Raw genomic sequence first — 15,752 nt, forward strand, 5'->3', positions numbered from 1 at the left:
GTGGGACGGTACTTCACCACCACGTCCCATTGGAAGGCGTCGTTGCGCAGGACGGAACGCACCGCCAGCGCGAAGACCAGCAGCGCGGCGGCGGCGGAGGCCCCGCGCCCCCGCCCGCACGGCTTCCTCGTCCTGTCGGCGCTGCTCCTGGCGGCGGGGGCGCTCTCCGGCTACTGGCCGCTGCTCGGCGCGGGCGCGCTGCTGGCGTACGTGTCCCGGGTGCTCGGGCCGCTGGAGCGCAAGTGGGTGATCCTGGGCGTGCCCGCCGCGGTCTTCACCCTGGCGATGCTCTGGCTGTGGGGCCGCACCACGGGCCGCTGGGGCGAACCCCTCCCGAACGACCGGCTGGGCCCGGCCTTCCAGTCGATGTGGCCCGCCCTCGCCCGCACGGCGGGCGCCGTCCTGGCGGCCTACCTGACCTGGCGCAGCAGGCGGCGGTAGGCGCGTCCTCGCGGGGGGAGATGACGGAACCCCGCCGAATATCCCACCCGTCCATGGCCAAGGCTTGGCTCAAAAATGGGGCAAAGACTGACATTCCGCCAAATAACGCTATCCGATAAGCCAACCTCCGCTTACGCTCCCGCAGCTCGCTGGAGTCTCGGCACAATGGCGCTATGACCTCCCACATCCCCCCACGGCTCACCGTCGGATTCGACCTCGACATGACGCTCATCGACTCCCGCCCCGGCATCCACGCCGCCTGGTCGGCGCTCGCCGCGAAGACCGGTGCGCACATCGACGCCGACCTGGCCATCACCCGTCTCGGGCCCCCGCTGGAGGAGGAGCTCGCCTACTGGTTCCCCGAGGAGCAGATCCCCCCGATGCGGGACCTGTACCGGGAGCTGTACCCGACCTACGCCATCGAGCCGACGCCGGCGATGCGCGGCGCCCGCGAGGCGGTCAAGGCGGTGCAGGGGCTCGGCGGCCGGGCGATCGTCGTCACGGCGAAGAACGAGCCCAACGCCCGCCAGCACCTCGACCACCTCGGGATAGAGGCCGACGCGGTCATCGGCTGGCTCTGGGCCGAGGGCAAGGCCAAGGCGCTGCGCGAGTACGGCGCGCAGGTGTACGTCGGCGACCACATCGGCGACGTGCGCGGCGCCCGGACGGCCGGAGCCCTGTCCGTGGCGGTGGCGACCGGCCCGTGTACGGAGTCGGAGCTGCGCGAGGCGGGTGCCGACGTGGTGCTGGCGGACCTCACCGCGCTGCCGCAGTGGCTGGAGGAGTTCGCCCGCACCCTCGCGGCCTGAGTCCGGCCGGCCCCGGCCGGAAGGCGAGGGGGCGTCAGGCGGCCTGGGACGCCCGGGCCGCCCGGCGCTGGGCCGCCGCCGAGCGCAGCACGCCCGCGGCGGAGATCGCGAAGCCGACGCCCATGAGCATGCACACCGCCCACGCGTACGACGGGAACGGGTCGGTGCCCAGGAACAGCGGGGCCATCGTGGCGAGCGTGGCCACGGCGCCGACGATGAAGACGATGCCGCCGGCCTTGACCAGTCCGTCGCCGGGCCGGGCTTCGTCGGGCCGGGCTTCGTCGGGGTGAGGAGTAACAGTCACCCCACCAGGGTAGTTCCCTGGCCGAAGCGGTGGAGCGGGAAGGACCGGGGAACGTCTTGCCACCCGGACCAGGACCATTAGCCTGGAGGAGGCGGGTCGAAGGACCCGCTGTACTGCTATCCGGAGCCGTTCACATCGGCAAACCGGACCCGACGAGCACAAGGACAGAGGACGGACGTGCCTACCGGCAAGGTCAAGTGGTTCAACAGCGAGAAGGGCTTCGGCTTTCTCTCCCGTGACGACGGCGGCGACGTCTTCGTGCACTCGTCGGTGCTCCCCGATGGGGTCGACGCGCTCAAGCCCGGGCAGCGCGTCGAGTTCGGCGTCGTTGCGGGACAGCGCGGTGACCAGGCGCTTTCGGTAGTCGTGCTGGAGCCGACGCCTTCCGTGGCGGCCGCGCAGCGACGCAAGCCCGATGAGCTCGCCTCGATCGTGCAGGACCTGACGACCCTGCTGGAGAACATCACCCCGATGCTGGAGCGCGGCCGCTACCCCGACAAGGCGCACGGCTCGAAGATCGCCGGCCTGCTGCGCGCGGTGGCCGACCAGCTCGACGTCTGACCGTTCGCCCACGCGTACACCGGCGCCCCGAGGCCCTTCCGGGCCACGGGGCGCCGACGCGTGCGGCCCGCGGTTACGGGAAGCTCAGCGCGTCCGGGCCGATGGCCGGAACCAGACCCTCGGCCGCGGCCCTGGTCAGCAGCCCGCGCACGGCCGCGTAGCCGGCGTCGCCCAGGTCGGCGGTGAACTCGTTGACGTACAGCCCGATGTGCTGGTCGGCGACCTTCGGGTCCAGCTCCTGCGCGTGCGCCCGGACGTACGGCCGGGAGGCCTCGGGGTCCTCCCACGCCATCCGCACCGACGTACGGGCGGCCTCGGCCAGTGCCCGCAGCGTCTCCGCGCCCAGCGAGCGCTTGGCGATGATGGCGCCGAGCGGGATCGGCAGGCCGGTGGTGGACTCCCAGTGCTCGCCCATGTCGGCGAGGCAGTGCAGCCCGTACTCCTGATAGGTGAACCGGGCCTCGTGGATGACCAGTCCGGCGTCCACCCGCCCGTCGCGCACCGCGGGCATGATCTCGTGGAAGGGCAGTACGACGACCTCGCCGACCCCGTCGGGGAGCACGTCCGCCGCCCACAGCCGGAACAGCAGGTAGGCGGTGGAGCGTTCGCTCGGCACCGCGACCGTCCTCCCCGCCAGGTCCAGCCCCGGCTCGCGGGTCAGCACCAGCGGGCCGCAGCCGCGTCCCAGGGCACCGCCGCAGGGCAGCAGCGCGTACTCCTCCAGCACCCACGGCAGGACCGCGTACGACACCTTCAGCACGTCCAGCTCGCCGCGCTCGGCCATGCCGTTGGTGACGTCGATGTCGGCGAAGGTCACGTCGAGGGCGGGCGCCCCCGGGACGCGGCCGTGCGCCCACGCGTCGAAGACGAAGGTGTCGTTCGGGCAGGGCGAGTAGGCGATGTCCAGCGTGCTCAGGGGGGTGCGGTCGGGGGTGTGGTCAGCGGTCGCGGTCATGGCGTTCTCCCCAGGTGACGAGTACGGGTCCCAGCGCGCGGAACCCGTCGGCGAGGGCGGCCAGCGCCTCCCCGATCCGCCAGGCGGCCCGGTCGCGCGGCCCGACGGCGTTGGACACGGCGCGGATCTCCAGGACCGGCAGCCCGTGCGCGGCGGCCGCCTCCGCCACCCCGAAGCCCTCCATCGCCTCGGCCCCGGCGAGCGGGTGGCGGGCGGCGAGCTCGGCGGCGCGGGCGGCGCTGCCGGTGACGGTGGAGACGGTGAGGACGGGCGCGAGGAGCGCCCCGGTGGCCTCGGCGGCGCGTGCGGCCAGATCGGCGGGCGGAAGGTGCACGCTGCGGCCGAAGCCGAGCTCCCGCACGGGGACGAAGCCTTCGGGGGTCTCGGCCCCCAGGTCGGCGGCGACGAGCGCGTCGGCGACCACGAGCGAGCCGAGCGGGGCGGCGGGGGCGAACCCGCCGCCGATGCCGGCGGAGATGACGAGCGAGTAGTCGGCCAGCGCGAGCGCGGTGGCCGTGGCGGCCGCGGCGGCGGCCGGGCCGACACCGCCGACGAGCACGTCGGCGGCGAGGCCGGGCAGGTCCCGGCGGGTGATGAGGTACCCGCCGGGGAGGGCGCGCGGTTCAGGCGTGACCGGGTCCTGATGAGGGGTGAGGCCGGAGGCCGCGGAGTCGGCCTCCGCGGCCACCGCGGTCACGATCAACGCGCGCACGCTGCGCCGCCGCCGCTTACTTCTTCAGCTTGAGCTTGAAGGACCAGACGGCGAGGGGCTTGCCGTCCTCGCCGACCTGCACGAAGCCCAGCATCTTCGACTGGGGCGCCTCGCCCTGGCCGCCGGTCGCGAAGACGTCGGCGCCCGCGAAGCTGCGGTAGGTGTTCGCGGAGGGCTCGGTGATCGGCTGGCCGTCGAGGACCGCCTGCCACTTCTTGCCGTCCTCGACGATCTTCGGCTCGACACCGAGGCGCAGCGTGTCGCCGCGGCCGTACTCGATGGTCTTGGCGTCCTTCAGGCCGGTGAGGCACTCCTGGACCCTGTCCATGGAGAGGTCCTTGCCGCCGTCGGCGTGGCAGTCGGACTCGGCGGACACCGAAGAGCTGCCGACGGTCACGGTCGCGAGCGGCGTCGGCTTGTCGCAGGCGGACAGGAGGAGGAGGCCGGCGGACACGGCTCCGAGGGCCGCGACGCTGCGGCGGGCCCTACCCGGGAAAAGCGGTGCGGTCATGAGCCGAAGGCTATCGGGCCGCCGGTCCGCGCCGCCGCACGGGGGTCCTACGGCGGCGTTTCCCCGGGGCTCCGCCCCCGCACCCCCACGCCTCGACCGCCGGCGGGGCCGTACATGCGGGCCCGTTACGCCACGCGGGGGCTGGCGGAGCCGTGCTGGTGGCGGGTGGTGAGGAAGCCCCGCAGGGCCACCGCCGTGCCCAGGGCCACCACGGCGGCCGCCACCGACATGCCGAGGACGCCGTTCAGGGGGAGGGCGATGCCGATGCCGCCGCCCAGGACCCACGCCATCTGCAGCAGGGTCTCCGAGCGGGCGAAGGCCGAGGTGCGGACGGCCTCCGGGACGTCGCGCTGGATCATGGCGTCCAGGGAGAGCTTCGCCAGGGCCTGGCAGAAGCCGGCCGTGCCGGCCAGGACGGCCATGAAGGGGCCGCTGAACACCAGCGCCGCGAGGATCGCCACCCCCAGGGTGGCGGCCAGCACCGCGGCCACGATCGCCTCGGGGGCGCGGGCCCGCAGCCAGGCCCCGACCGCGGTGCCGCACGCGTTGCCCACGCCCGCCGCGACGCCCACGATGCCGAGGGAGACGGCCGCGCTCTGGCCGCCCAGCGGGTGCTCGCGCAGCAGGAACGCCAGGAAGAAGATCAGGAACCCGGACAGCGCCCGCATCGCCGCGTTCGCCAGCAGCCCGCACAGCACCGGACGGCTGACCGTGCGCAGCCCCGGCCGTTTCGAGTGCGCCTCGTGGGTGGAGAGGCGGGCCCGTCGCTCGCCCTTGGCGTCGTCCACCTTGTGCGGCAGCTGGAACGCCGCGAACGTCCCCCACACGAAGATCGCGCAGGCCCCGTACAGCGGCCACGGCGGCCCGAGCAGGTGCAGGGCGGCCCCGACCGGCGCGGCGGCGCCCGTCGCGAGGAGGCCCGCCAGGGTGACCCGGGAGTTCGCCTTGACGAGGGAGAACCCGTGCGGGAGGAGGCGCGGGACCACGGCGCTGCGCACGACTCCGTACGCCTTCGAGGCGACGAGGACGCCCAGCGCCGCCGGGTACAGCTCCAGCCCGCCGGTGGCCACCGCGCCCGACATCATCACCGCGAGGAGAGCCCGCGTCAGCATGGCGCCCGCCATCGCCGCCCGCCGTCCGTGCGGCAGCCGGTCCAGCAGGGGGCCGATCACGGGGGCCAGGAGGGTGAAGGGGGCCATGGTGATCGCCAGGTACAGGGCCACTCGTCCGCGTGCCTCGTCCGTGGGAACGGAGAAGAACACCGTCGAGGCGAGCGCGACCGTGATCATGACATCGCCGGCGCCGTTGATCGCGTGCAGTTCGATCAGCCGGCCGAGCCCCGATTCCCCGGCCCCGTGGGCGTGCGTGACGCGCCGGATCCCGCGCGCGGTACCGGTGAAAGGGAGGTGCAGGGCACGCCCGACCGCCCGGCCGGCCCGCCTGGCCGGTCCCGAGCCGTCGCGGGACGACCGTGCGGGAGCCACGTGGCCATAGTGCCCCAGACCGCCCGCCGGGACCCTCCCCGGCGTGTCGGGGTGCGGTCCGGGGGCGCCTCCGGGGTGCTCCGGGGAAGCTCGCGGGGTTGGTCCGGCTGCCGCGGATGTCCGCGAATCGGACCTCGCATGTGGGCCGAAGGCTTCGGAGGAGGTAGCGTGCGTAGCGCGCCACCGGCGGTTGCTCTTGGCCGCGCGCCTCTTCGCGATCCCGCAGAATGGATCTCATGGGGTGCGCCCGAGGCCGATCGGGGCGCGGACGTCGACGCGGCCCTCTGGTCCGCTCCGCCCGCGCTACGTACGGACGAGACCGACGGGTCGTTGTGGACGACAGTACGGACGGCGCACTCGTGAGACGGCGTAGGAGAGAACGAGACCTGTGAGTGCTGCGACGACGCGAAGCCGTACCCCGCGTACCCCCGCCCCCGACCGCCTGTGCGTCGAGGCCGTGGAGCTCGCCCGTGAGGCCGCCGAGGAGGCCGCCTACCCCGGGGTGGTGGGCGAGCACGTCTCCGCCGTAGCGGAGGGCGACCGGGTCGTCACGCACTTCTTCGAATGCAAGGAAGCGGGCTACCGGGGCTGGCGCTGGGCCGTCACCGTCACCCGCGCGTCACGCGCCAAGAACGTCACCCTCGACGAAACGGTGCTGCTGCCGGGTGACGACGCGCTGCTCGCGCCCGAGTGGGTGCCGTGGAGCGAGCGGCTGCGGCCGGGCGACATGGGCCCGGGCGACCTGCTCCCGACGGACGCGGACGACCTGCGGCTGGAGCCGGGCTACAGCGGCGAGGACGCGCCGCCGCCGAACTCGGCGGTCTCGGCGGAGCTCGCCGAGCTGGTGGAGGCCGAGGACGCCGACGTCACCGACCGGGCGGTGGTGCCCGCGCGCGGGTCGATCACGGCCGTGGCGGAAGAGCTCGGCATGCGGCGTGCGCGGGTGCTGTCCCGGTACGGGCTGCACACGGCGGCCGACCGCTGGGACGAGTCCTTCGGCGCCAAGACCCCCATGGCGCAGGCCGCGCCGGCCTCGTGCGTCTCCTGTGGCTTCCTGGTGGCCGTCGGGGGCTCGCTGGGGCAGGCCTTCGGGGTGTGCGCGAACGAGTTCGGGCCGGCGGACGGGCGGCTGGTGTCGCTGTCGTACGGGTGCGGTGGGCATTCGGAGGCGGCCGTGATGCCGAAGGCTCCGAGGCCGGCGGAGCCGGTGCTGGACTCCATGGCGATGGACGAGTTCCCGCTGCGGCCGGCCGCGCCGGCGGGCTCCGTCCCGGCGCCCGACGCCCCGTCGGAGGACCTGGGCCACTCGTAGCGGCCGCCGGGGGCTCTGCCCCCGGGGGTCCGCCCCGTACCCTCATGGCCATGGACATGGTGGGGATGACCGGCCGGGTGACCGGGGCCGTGGGGCCGGGGCTCGTCGGGGAGGTCATCGTGCACATCCGCGGTGGCGCCGAGCACTTCCTCGCTTACCCCGCCCCCGGCGAGCGCGCGCGCATCGAGGTGGGGGCCGTCGTCACCGTCGTGGAGTACCAGCCCCCGCGCACCGTCTACGTGATGGGCGTCTACGACGTCTGAGCGCGCCCTCGTATCAAGATGGCGACAAGAATGATCCAGCCACTTCTCCACCGGCCGTGACAGGCGCACACTCACCTGCGTCGGTGCCGAACGGCGCCGCGCTAAGGGGGCGTTGCCGATGGCTATCGGCGTCGTGGCGGGAGTGGTTCTCGCCGCAATCATTGCCTTGATCGGCCTGTTCAAGCTCATGTGGCGGGTGGCCGAACCGAACGAGGCGCTCGTCATCTCCGGGTCCACGCACAAGACCGAGGGCATCGGCGAGGGCATGGGCTTCCGGATCGTCACCGGACGCGGCACGCTCGTCCTGCCGGGCGTGCAGGCGGTGCGCAAGCTGTCGCTGGACCTCAACGAGACGCAGCTGAACGTGGACTGCGTGACCCACCAGGGCATCCCGCTGCGGGTCAAGGGCGTCGTGATCTTCAAGATCGGCGACGACTACGTCTCGATCGCCAACGCGGCCCGCCGCTTCCTCGACCAGCAGAAGATGATGCCCGAGCGCGTGCACATCGTCTTCGCCGGCCATCTGCGCTCCATCGTCGGCGGTCTGACGGTCGAGGACATGATCCGGGACCGGGAGAAGCTGACGGGGCAGACCCGGGCGGCCTGCGGTACCGAGATGGAGAAGCTCGGGCTGATCGTGGACTCGCTCCAGATCCACGAGATCGAGGACCCGACGGGGTACATCAAGAACCTCGCTATGCCGCACGCGGCCGCCGTCCAGCGGGACGCCCGCATCGCGCAGGCCGAGGCCAACCGGCTGGCGACGGAGGCCGAGCAGACGGCGTTCGCCCGGATGGCGGAGGCCACCCGGGACAGCGAGATCCTCCAGGCCGGCTACCAGGCCGAACGGGACAAGGCCGCGGCCACCGCCCGGCAGGCGGGCCCGCTGTCGGAGGCCGCCGCCCGCCAGGAGGTCGTCGTCCAGGAGACCCGGGTCGCGGAGCTGGAGGCGCACCGGCGGGAGCAGCAGCTCCAGGCGGACGTGCGCAAGCCCGCGGACGCGGCCGCGTACCAGACGAGGACGCTCGCCGAGGCGGAGCGCGACGCCCGCATCTCGGCGGCGCAGGCCAAGGCCAAGGAGACCGAGCTGGCGGCGGCCGCCGAGGCGACCCGGGTCAAGACGGCCGCGGCCGCCGAGGCCCAGGCCACCGAGGCGCGCGGGCACGCGGCGGCGACCGCGACCCGGGTCAGCGGTGAGGCGGAGGCGGCGGCCACCCAGGCCAAGGGCCTCGCGGCGGCCGAGTCGGCGCGGGCGAACGGTCTCGCGCAGGCGGAGGCGGCCAAGGCCAAGGGCCTGGCGGAGGCCGACGCGATCAAGGCGCGGGCCGCGGCCCTCGCGGAGAACCAGGAGGCGGTGGTCGCCCAGCAGCTCGCCGAGAACTGGCCGGCGATCGTGGAGGCGGGCGCGGGCGCCTTCGGCAACGTCGAGCACATGGTGCTGCTCAACGGGGCCGAGGGGATGTCGGAGATGTTCGCGAAGGCCCTGACGATGGGCGGTACGGGGCTGGGCGTGGCCCGTCAGCTGCTGGCGTCGATGGCGGTCCAGCAGAAGGGCGAGGGGGAGGGAGCGGCCTCTGCCGTCACCCCCGTGAACGGCAGAGGCCCCGGCCGGACGCAGATCCCGATCGACGAGGACCGGGCCTGACCGGCGGCGGGCACCGGCTGACGGCCGGAAACCGATCTTAGGCCGGTGCCGGCCGGCGGTATGTGCGTTGCGCGCAAGGATCGTTGACCTTGCGCGCAACGCGTTTGCGGCGCAGCTCCGTGGGGCTGGTGCCGTAGGCGCGGCGGAAGGCGCGGGTGAAGACGGCGGTGCTGCTGAAGCCCCAGCGGGAGGCGATGGAGTGCACCGGCCGGCCCCTCAGGTCCGGCCTCAGCAGGTCGGCCCGGGCGGCCGCGAGCCGGTGGCCGCGGATGGTGGCGGCGACGCCGGCGGGGCGGCCCTCGAAGAGCAGGTGCAGGCGGCGCAGGGAGATGTGGTGGCGGGCGGCCACGGCGCCGGGGGTCAGTTCCGGGTCGCCGAGGTTGTGCTCGATGTAGGTGTCGATCTGCCGCAGCAGGGCCTCCTCGCGGGCCTCGGCGGGGAGGTCGTCGTACACGTCGAGGCGTTCGGCGAGGCAGGCGGTGGCCAGGCCGAGGGCGGCCGAGCCGAGCCGGGCGAGTTCGCGTTCCCCGCAGCCGTGGGCGTGGGCGCCGATGCTGCCGAGGAACTGGGCGAGGGCCGCGCCGGTGCCGCGGGTGGCGGGGATCCGCTGGGCCAGCAGCCGGTCGACCCGTTCGGGGCGGAACGGGAGGGCGGTGCGGGGGAGTTGGAGCACCACCGTGCGGGGCGGCGTGGCGCCGGGCTCGTAGGGGTGGGCGGTGTCGCTGAGGACGAGGTCGCCGGTGACGAGGGCCAGCTGGTAGCGCTCGGGGTCGGGGGTGCGGGGGGTGGTGGACACGCGGACGGGGCCGAGGTCGAGGTAGTCCATGTCCCCCTGCCCTTCGCCGCGTTGCGCTCTGCATGGGCATGCCATGCGCTGTCGTGGGCTGTGACGCGGCTCCGCTCCCTGGTGGTTCCGGCCCGGGGTGCGGGTGCGGGTGCCGCTGCGCGGGGCGAGGTCCCCTACCCGCCCTTCGCCCGTTCCCCGGGGCTCCGCCCCGGACCCCGTTGCGCTCAAACGCCGCGCGGGCTGGTTATAGCCCCGCCGGCGTTTGAGGCGCGGGGGTCTGGGGGCGGAGCCCCCAGGGGGCGTCAGCCCCTCGGGCGGCGCCGCAGCAGTCGCTTGGCCGCGAGGACCAGCGCCGTGCCCGCCGCGAGGACCAGGGCGCCCTTCGTGAAGCTGCCGCCCTGAGAGGCCTCCGGGCCCTTGTCCGCGGCCGGTCCCGCCGCCGGCGGGGGAGTGGAGCCCGAGGGGGACGGGGTGGCGGCCGGGGTCACGGGGACGGCCACGACCCGGCTGTTGGCCCCCTCCGCCCCGAACAGCAGCGTCCGCCCGTCCGGGGAGTACGTCACCGATTCCGCCTGCCCCTGCCAGGGCGCGTTCACCCGCTCGCCCTCACCCTGCGGCCGGCCGTCCTTCCACGGGTAGGTCCGCGCCGTGAAGTACCCGCGCAGCGTCAGCCGGGTGCCGTCCGGGGAGAAGGCCCCGTCCGTCACCCACGGCACCTCCGCGACCCGGCGGAAGACGTTGCGCCCGTCCGCCGACAGCTTCTCCGGGCCCTCGTACAGGCCGCCGCCCTTCTCGTTCTTGCTCGCGATGTACACCCGGCCCGTCACCGGATGCACCATCAGCGCCTCCGCGTTGCGCGGCCCGTCCGCGTACACCGCCGTGAACTGCTCGGCCTTGACGGTGGCGTCGGCCAGTTCCCTCGGCTCCGGGAAGCGGTAGATCCACACGTGGTCCCAGGTGCCGTCCCGGTTGTCGCCGATGTCGCCGACGTACAGGTTCCCGTCCGGGCCCAGCGAGATGGCCTCCACGTCGCGCGGGTTGCCGATGCCCGCCATGGTGATCCGGGCTACCGTCCTCCCCGTCGCCGAGTCCACCGCGTACACGTACGGGCCGTCGTCGCTGTCGTTGTGCGTCCAGTACACGCCGGGGTGGATCCGGCTGGCGGCCAGCCCGCTCGACTCCGTGATCCGCGGGTCGCTGATCGTGAACCCGGACGCGGTGGGCTCCGGGCTGCCGGTGGCCGGGGCGGCTCCGTTGGCCGCGGCGGTGCCCGGCAGCAGCAGGCCCAGGGCGAGAGCGGCGGGAACGGCGGCGGTCGGCACGGTCAGCAGGCGCATCCCCCCAGCCTGCCAGCAGGCGGGGCGCCGCGCCCCGCGCCCCGGGCCGCCTCCGGCGTGTCCGGCATCACAGGGGTTCCCGTCGTGCGATCCGCGATGATGACCGGATGCGTTTCATGTTCGTCGGCGACTCCATGACCATCGGACGCGCCGGCGACTACACCTGGCGCTACCGGATGTGGCAGCACCTGCGCGCCACCCTGGGCGACGGCTCCTTCGAGATAGTCGGCCCGCGCACCGCGCTCTACGACACCGGTGACTACGCCGACCCGTGCTTCCCGGAGCACGCCCGCCGCCATCTGGCCGGCTGGGGCGAGGGCTGGCAGCACATGGCCCCGCTGATCGGCCCCGCGGTCCGTGAGGGCCGTGCCGACGTCCTGCTGGTCTCCCTCGGCCTGATCGACCTCGGCTTCTACACCAACGCCGTCCAGACCGCCGCGAACGTCCGCGCCTTCGTCGAGGCCGCCCGCGAGGCCCGTCCGGGTGTCCGGATGGTGCTCCTGCCGGTCATCCCCAACGTCCGCGCCGAGGAGGACGCCCCCTTCGCCGTCGAGGTCGTCCGCTTCAACGAACTGCTCGCCAAGGCCGTCGCCGACCTCGCCGACGCCGCTTCGCCGATCCTGCTGGCCGCGCGCCCGGACGCGTACGACATCCACCGCGACACCTACGACGGCACGCACCCCAACGCCTCCGGTGAGCACCGCCTGGCCGGCGAGTTCGCGGCCGTCCTGCACCAGGCCTGGGGGATCGGCGGCCCCTACCGCCCGGCGGCCGACGCGTAACACGCCCGCATCGCGGGGGACTTGATTAGAGCGCACTCGAAGCAGTTGGCTTGGGCCCCATGAAGTACACGCAGCTCGGACGTACCGGCCTCAAGGTCAGCCGACTCGTACTCGGCACGATGAACTTCGGTCCGCAGACCGACGAACCCACCAGTCACGCCATCATGGACGCCGCGCTCGACGCGGGCGTCAACTTCTTCGACACCGCCAACGTCTACGGCTGGGGCCCGAACAAGGGCCGCACCGAGGAGATCATCGGCACCTGGTTCGCCCAGGGCGGCGGCCGCCGCGAGAAGACGGTCCTGGCCACCAAGGTTTACGGCTCGATGTCCCGCGAGGGCGAGACCTGGCCCAACTTCGACCGGCTCTCCGCCCTCAACATCCGCCGCGCCGTCGATGCCAGCCTCAAGCGGCTGCAGACCGACCACATCGACGTCTACCAGTTCCACCACGTCGACCGGCAGACCCCCTTCGAGGAGATCTGGCAGGCCGTCGAGGTCCTGATCCAGCAGGGCAAGATCCTCTACGCCGGCTCCTCCAACTTCCCCGGCTGGAAGATCGCCCAGGCCAACGAGACCGCCGCGCGCAACGGCCGTCTCGGGCTGGTCAGCGAGCAGTGCCTGTACAACCTCGCCGAGCGGCGCGCCGAGATGGAGGTCATCCCGGCCGCGCAGGAGTACGGGCTCGGCGTCATCCCCTGGTCCCCGCTGCACGGCGGGCTGCTGGGCGGCGCCATCCGCAAGCAGGCCGCGGGCGCGGCCGAGGGCCGCAGCGCCTCCGGCCGTACGGCGGACGCGCTCGCGGACAGCACGGTGCGGGCGCAGGTGCAGGCGTACGAGGACCTGCTCGACAAGCACGGCCTGGAGCCCGGCGACACGGCCCTGGCCTGGCTGCTGACCCGTCCGGGGGTCACGGGCCCGATCGTCGGCCCGCGCACGCCGGAGCAGCTCGCGTCCGCGCTGCGCGCGGTGGAGCTGGAGCTGTCGCAGGAGGTCCTGGCCGGACTGGACGAGATCTTCCCCGGCCCGGGCCCGTCGCCGGAGGCCTTCGCCTGGTAGGCGCGGGTACGGGGGTGGCCGCGGGTGGTGCTCTACTGGCCGACCGCGGCCGCCACGGCGACGACGACGAACATCAGCACGAGCACACCGGCCATGACACGGTTTCTGGTCTTCGGGTCCACCCGTCGAGACTAACGCGACGGCCCCGGGGCCCCGTGCCAGGGGCTGCGAGACTTCCGTCATGGTCACAGTCGACGACGTACGGCGGCTGGCGCTCGCGCTGCCGCGCACCGAGGAACACCTCATCCGCGACCGGGTGAAATTCCGGATAGGCCGGATCGTCTACCTCGCCCTCTCCCGGGACGAGACCGAGCTCGGCTTCGCCTTCCCCAAGGAGGAGCGGGCCGCGCTCGTCGCCGCCGAGCCGGAGAAGTTCCTCCTGCCGGGCGCCGGCGACATGCGCTACCACTGGGTGGAGGCGCGGATGGCGGCCCTCGACCCGGCGGAGCTGGCGGAGCTGGTCACCGAGGCCTGGCGGATGTGCGTACCGGCCAGGGTGGCCCGCGCCCATCTGGAGGGCGGCCTGCCGCCCGCGCCCGGGCTGGCCCGGCTGCGGGAGGCGGCGGAGGTGTTCGGGGCGTTCCCCGGGGTGGACCGCAGCTGGCTCGCGCTGCGCGCGGACACCGCGCCGGGGCTGGACCTGTCGGGTGCGGAGCACCGGGCGGCCCTGCACCGCTGGCTCAACGCCTGGGGCTGCCGGATCCGCTACCCGCGCGAGGGCGAGCCCGATCTGTTCGGGGAGGGGCTGGCCCGCTGGTGGTCCCGGCACGGGGCGCTGCCGGAGAGCCGGCTGGCGGCCCTGTCCGACCGGGAGATCGGCCGGCTGGCGGCGGCGTACGGGGAGCTGGCCGCGCTTCCCGTGGGGCGCCGCAGCCTCGGTCCGACGGCGGCCGCGAAGGCGCTGTTCGCGCTGCGGCCGGACACGGTGATGCCGTGGGACGCGGCGATCGCGCAGCGGCTGTGGGGTGCCCGGGACGAGGCGGCGTTCGCCCGGCACCTGACGACGGGCCGGGCCTGGGCGCGGGCCGCGCTCGCGGAGAGCGGCGGCCTGGACGAGGCCGCGCTGGCGGCGGAGCTGGGGCGGCCGGGGCTGCCGCTGGCGAAGCTGCTGGACGAGTACCTGTACGTGACGATCACCCACCAGAAGGGCTGAGGGCCCGCCCGGCGGTGCCGCCCCCGCGGGGCGGGGGCGGCACCGGGGCGGCGGCCGTGTGTCAGGCCTTGCCCTTGAGCTTGGAGACCAGCTCGTTGGTCAGCTTGGTCGCGCCCGCCAGACCCTTGTCGCCGTTGCCGCTGACCAGCACGGTCACCACGGAGTGGCCGACGCGTGCGGCCACCAGGGTGGTGCCGCCCATCCATTCGGGGTTGGTCTCGGTGATGACCCAGGCGCCGTCGCCCACACCGGCGAGGGGCTTCTCGGTGATGGTCACCTTGCCGTGGGTCTGCTCGTCGGTGTAGCTCGGGCAGGCCTTGGAGAGCATGCCGAGCGCGCCGAGGACGGTGGTGGAGGTGGTGCCCTGGTAGACGTCGACCTCCTGGGCGTACTCCTCGGAGGTGTTCTTGTTGATGTAGGCGTCCTGGGCGAAGGAGACGCCGTCGATGCCGGTGATGCCCGTCCACGCGGTCCCGCCGAGCTTGGTGCAGTCGGGGGTGGGCACCTCGGCGGTGACCGGCGGCCGGTAGCCGGGGCCGCTGTCGCGGGCGTCCGCGGGGTCGGCGGTGTAGCCGGCGGGGAAGAAGGCGGCGGGGGCGAGCGCGGACTTGAGCTGCATGCCCGTCAGGAGGCCCTTGTTGGGGCCGTCGGTGGCCGGCGCGCCGGCGGGTGCCGCGGGGGCGGCGGAGGCGGCGGCCTTGACGGCGGTCTTGACGGCCTCCTTGGGCATGAGGGAGCAGCCGGTGAGCGCGAGCGGCAGGACCGCGACGGCGAAGAGGGTGGCGACGGGAGATATCTGACGCACGGTGGGGTTCGACCTCGTTGTTCGGGCGTACTGCTGACTCCGGCCGGCCGTGCCCCCGGCCGTCCCCCGGCCCGCGCGGGGGAGCGCGGTGCGTCCGGTTCAGCGACAGGACTCGCGCATCACATCGGGCGGCCGTCCGCGCGGCAAGGGTTCAGCGGATCCTTTGCCTCCGGATGTGAAACCTTTTCCCAAAACCCTGGACGAGTGCCCGAATAGTGCTAATGGCCGGTCAGGGGCCATGCGTCGACGAGCTCGTAGCGCGGCTGCTCCCCGGGGACCCCGGAGACGGGCAGGTTGCTGCGGACCAGGCTGAGGGCGTCGACCCGCCAGGGCGTGCCCTCGAACCCGGCGAGGGCGTCCAGGCAGGGCCGCAGGTCCGCGCCGTCGTGCCGGGCGCGGGCGAGGGTGAGGTGGGGGGTGTAGCGGCGGTGCTGCTCCATGGGCACCCCGGCCCGGCGGGCGGCGGCGTCGGCCCGCTCGGCGAGCAGGCGCAGCGCGTCGAGCCCGCCGGCGGCGCCGATCCACAGGGCGCGGCGGCCGAAGTGGCCGGCGCCGTGCAGGCGGAGCGGGAAGGGCGCGGTGCGGGCCGCCGCCCGGGCGAGGCGGGCGTGCAGCTCGGGGAGGTGGTCGTCGGGGACCTCGCCCATGAAGGCGAGGGTGAAGTGCCAGCTCTCCTCACGGGCCCAGCGGAGGTCGTGCCCGCGCGGCACACCGTCGAGCGCGGTGCGTAGCTCGGCGATGGCGTCGGTGCCGGGCAACACGGCGGCGAACAGCCTCACCCTCCGAAGATAGCCGCTGCGCGGGGCCTCCCGGGGGCTCCGCCCCCGGACCCC

17 protein-coding genes and 1 pseudogene are annotated in these 15,752 nt (G+C 74.1%); 8 read left to right on the forward strand and 10 right to left on the reverse strand.

Features of this window, described 5'->3' with window-relative positions; all coding sequences use genetic code 11:
• Positions 1 to 110: pseudogene (locus AB0O29_RS29780) on the reverse strand (amino acid ABC transporter permease); the annotation flags it as partial.
• A 504-nt stretch (positions 111 to 614) separates the two neighbouring features.
• Between AB0O29_RS29780 and AB0O29_RS29785 the strand changes: the two are divergent.
• Entirely contained in the window at positions 615 to 1,250 is a 636-nt protein-coding gene (locus tag AB0O29_RS29785; RefSeq protein ID WP_365157583.1) for an HAD family hydrolase, read from the forward strand.
• Positions 1,251 to 1,284: 34 nt separating this feature from the next.
• Here AB0O29_RS29785 and AB0O29_RS29790 read toward each other — a convergent pair whose 3' ends face one another.
• Positions 1,285 to 1,554, reverse strand: a complete 270-nt coding sequence (locus AB0O29_RS29790) for a hypothetical protein (RefSeq protein ID WP_365157586.1) — start codon at positions 1,552 to 1,554, stop codon at positions 1,285 to 1,287.
• 177 nt (positions 1,555 to 1,731) lie between these two features.
• Between AB0O29_RS29790 and AB0O29_RS29795 the strand changes: the two genes are divergently transcribed.
• Complete coding sequence (locus AB0O29_RS29795) at positions 1,732 to 2,115, forward strand: cold-shock protein (RefSeq protein ID WP_365157588.1); 384 nt, start codon at positions 1,732 to 1,734, stop codon at positions 2,113 to 2,115.
• Between the two features lie 73 nt (positions 2,116 to 2,188).
• On the opposite strand, the gene AB0O29_RS29800 is transcribed toward AB0O29_RS29795, so the two are convergent.
• The 4 genes from AB0O29_RS29800 to AB0O29_RS29815 all read right to left on the reverse strand — a co-directional run bounded on the left by AB0O29_RS29800 (position 2,189) and on the right by AB0O29_RS29815 (position 5,777).
• Positions 2,189 to 3,070 carry a 1,4-dihydroxy-6-naphthoate synthase gene (locus AB0O29_RS29800; RefSeq protein WP_365157591.1) on the reverse strand — a complete coding sequence of 294 codons (882 nt, stop codon included), beginning with the start codon at positions 3,068 to 3,070 and terminating at the stop codon, positions 2,189 to 2,191.
• Complete coding sequence (locus AB0O29_RS29805; RefSeq protein WP_365157593.1) at positions 3,054 to 3,782, reverse strand: futalosine hydrolase; 729 nt, start codon at positions 3,780 to 3,782, stop codon at positions 3,054 to 3,056. The genes AB0O29_RS29800 and AB0O29_RS29805 overlap by 17 nt, the downstream gene beginning before the upstream one ends.
• 16 nt (positions 3,783 to 3,798) lie before the next feature.
• Entirely contained in the window at positions 3,799 to 4,293 is a 495-nt protein-coding gene (locus AB0O29_RS29810; RefSeq protein WP_365157596.1) for a DUF2771 domain-containing protein, read from the reverse strand.
• A gap of 125 nt (positions 4,294 to 4,418) precedes the next feature.
• A complete protein-coding gene (locus AB0O29_RS29815; protein ID WP_365157599.1) occupies positions 4,419 to 5,777 on the reverse strand; it encodes an MFS transporter in 1,359 nt (452 codons plus the stop codon).
• 388 nt (positions 5,778 to 6,165) lie between these two features.
• On the opposite strand from AB0O29_RS29815, the gene AB0O29_RS29820 reads away from it, so the two are divergent.
• From AB0O29_RS29820 to AB0O29_RS29830, 3 genes are all read left to right on the forward strand, one after another.
• Positions 6,166 to 7,089: a DUF3027 domain-containing protein gene (locus AB0O29_RS29820; protein ID WP_365157601.1), complete on the forward strand. Its 924-nt coding sequence runs from the start codon at positions 6,166 to 6,168 to the stop codon at positions 7,087 to 7,089.
• 44 nt (positions 7,090 to 7,133) lie between these two features.
• Positions 7,134 to 7,352: a hypothetical protein gene (locus AB0O29_RS29825; protein ID WP_365157603.1), complete on the forward strand. Its 219-nt coding sequence runs from the start codon at positions 7,134 to 7,136 to the stop codon at positions 7,350 to 7,352.
• Between the two features lie 118 nt (positions 7,353 to 7,470).
• Positions 7,471 to 8,997 carry an SPFH domain-containing protein gene (locus tag AB0O29_RS29830; RefSeq protein ID WP_365157606.1) on the forward strand — a complete coding sequence of 509 codons (1,527 nt, stop codon included), beginning with the start codon at positions 7,471 to 7,473 and terminating at the stop codon, positions 8,995 to 8,997.
• Between the two features lie 37 nt (positions 8,998 to 9,034).
• Here AB0O29_RS29830 and AB0O29_RS29835 read toward each other — a convergent pair whose 3' ends face one another.
• Both AB0O29_RS29835 and AB0O29_RS29840 read right to left on the reverse strand, forming a co-directional pair.
• Positions 9,035 to 9,823: a helix-turn-helix domain-containing protein gene (locus tag AB0O29_RS29835; RefSeq protein WP_365157609.1), complete on the reverse strand. Its 789-nt coding sequence runs from the start codon at positions 9,821 to 9,823 to the stop codon at positions 9,035 to 9,037.
• Positions 9,824 to 10,086: 263 nt separating this feature from the next.
• Positions 10,087 to 11,121, reverse strand: coding sequence for a WD40 repeat domain-containing protein (locus AB0O29_RS29840; protein ID WP_365157612.1), 1,035 nt, complete (start codon positions 11,119 to 11,121; stop codon positions 10,087 to 10,089).
• Between the two features lie 107 nt (positions 11,122 to 11,228).
• Here AB0O29_RS29840 and AB0O29_RS29845 point away from each other — a divergent pair, with 107 nt between their 5' ends.
• The 3 genes from AB0O29_RS29845 to AB0O29_RS29855 all read left to right on the forward strand — a co-directional run bounded on the left by AB0O29_RS29845 (position 11,229) and on the right by AB0O29_RS29855 (position 14,114).
• Complete coding sequence (locus tag AB0O29_RS29845) at positions 11,229 to 11,903, forward strand: GDSL-type esterase/lipase family protein (protein ID WP_365157614.1); 675 nt, start codon at positions 11,229 to 11,231, stop codon at positions 11,901 to 11,903.
• A 59-nt stretch (positions 11,904 to 11,962) separates the two neighbouring features.
• Positions 11,963 to 12,961, forward strand: a complete 999-nt coding sequence (locus tag AB0O29_RS29850; protein WP_365157617.1) for an aldo/keto reductase — start codon at positions 11,963 to 11,965, stop codon at positions 12,959 to 12,961.
• 181 nt (positions 12,962 to 13,142) lie between these two features.
• Positions 13,143 to 14,114: an MmcQ/YjbR family DNA-binding protein gene (locus AB0O29_RS29855; RefSeq protein WP_365157620.1), complete on the forward strand. Its 972-nt coding sequence runs from the start codon at positions 13,143 to 13,145 to the stop codon at positions 14,112 to 14,114.
• A 61-nt stretch (positions 14,115 to 14,175) separates the two neighbouring features.
• Here the strand turns inward: AB0O29_RS29855 and AB0O29_RS29860 are convergent, their stop codons facing one another.
• Both AB0O29_RS29860 and thpR read right to left on the reverse strand, forming a co-directional pair.
• A complete protein-coding gene (locus AB0O29_RS29860) occupies positions 14,176 to 14,919 on the reverse strand; it encodes a hypothetical protein (RefSeq protein WP_365157623.1) in 744 nt (247 codons plus the stop codon).
• Between the two features lie 218 nt (positions 14,920 to 15,137).
• On the reverse strand, positions 15,138 to 15,698 hold the full coding sequence (thpR, locus tag AB0O29_RS29865; RefSeq protein WP_365157625.1) for an RNA 2',3'-cyclic phosphodiesterase: 561 nt from the start codon (positions 15,696 to 15,698) through the stop codon (positions 15,138 to 15,140).
• Between the last annotated feature and the right edge of the window lie 54 nt (positions 15,699 to 15,752).

Source organism: Streptomyces sp. NPDC089915 (genome assembly GCF_040684675.1).
Lineage (GTDB): Bacteria > Actinomycetota > Actinomycetes > Streptomycetales > Streptomycetaceae > Streptomyces.

Bases quoted from the DNA above. Each gene is read 5' to 3' on its own strand.
- AB0O29_RS29800 (WP_365157591.1), bottom strand. From the start codon at position 3,070: ATGACCGCGACCGCTGACCACACCCCCGACCGCACCCCCCTGAGCACG.
- AB0O29_RS29785 (WP_365157583.1), top strand. From the start codon at position 615: ATGACCTCCCACATCCCCCCACGGCTCACCGTCGGATTCGACCTCGAC.
- AB0O29_RS29810 (WP_365157596.1), bottom strand. From the start codon at position 4,293: ATGACCGCACCGCTTTTCCCGGGTAGGGCCCGCCGCAGCGTCGCGGCC.
- AB0O29_RS29855 (WP_365157620.1), top strand. From the start codon at position 13,143: ATGGTCACAGTCGACGACGTACGGCGGCTGGCGCTCGCGCTGCCGCGC.
- AB0O29_RS29850 (WP_365157617.1), top strand. From the start codon at position 11,963: ATGAAGTACACGCAGCTCGGACGTACCGGCCTCAAGGTCAGCCGACTC.
- AB0O29_RS29825 (WP_365157603.1), top strand. From the start codon at position 7,134: ATGGCCATGGACATGGTGGGGATGACCGGCCGGGTGACCGGGGCCGTG.
- AB0O29_RS29840 (WP_365157612.1), bottom strand. From the start codon at position 11,121: ATGCGCCTGCTGACCGTGCCGACCGCCGCCGTTCCCGCCGCTCTCGCC.
- AB0O29_RS29845 (WP_365157614.1), top strand. From the start codon at position 11,229: ATGCGTTTCATGTTCGTCGGCGACTCCATGACCATCGGACGCGCCGGC.
- AB0O29_RS29835 (WP_365157609.1), bottom strand. From the start codon at position 9,823: ATGGACTACCTCGACCTCGGCCCCGTCCGCGTGTCCACCACCCCCCGC.
- AB0O29_RS29830 (WP_365157606.1), top strand. From the start codon at position 7,471: ATGGCTATCGGCGTCGTGGCGGGAGTGGTTCTCGCCGCAATCATTGCC.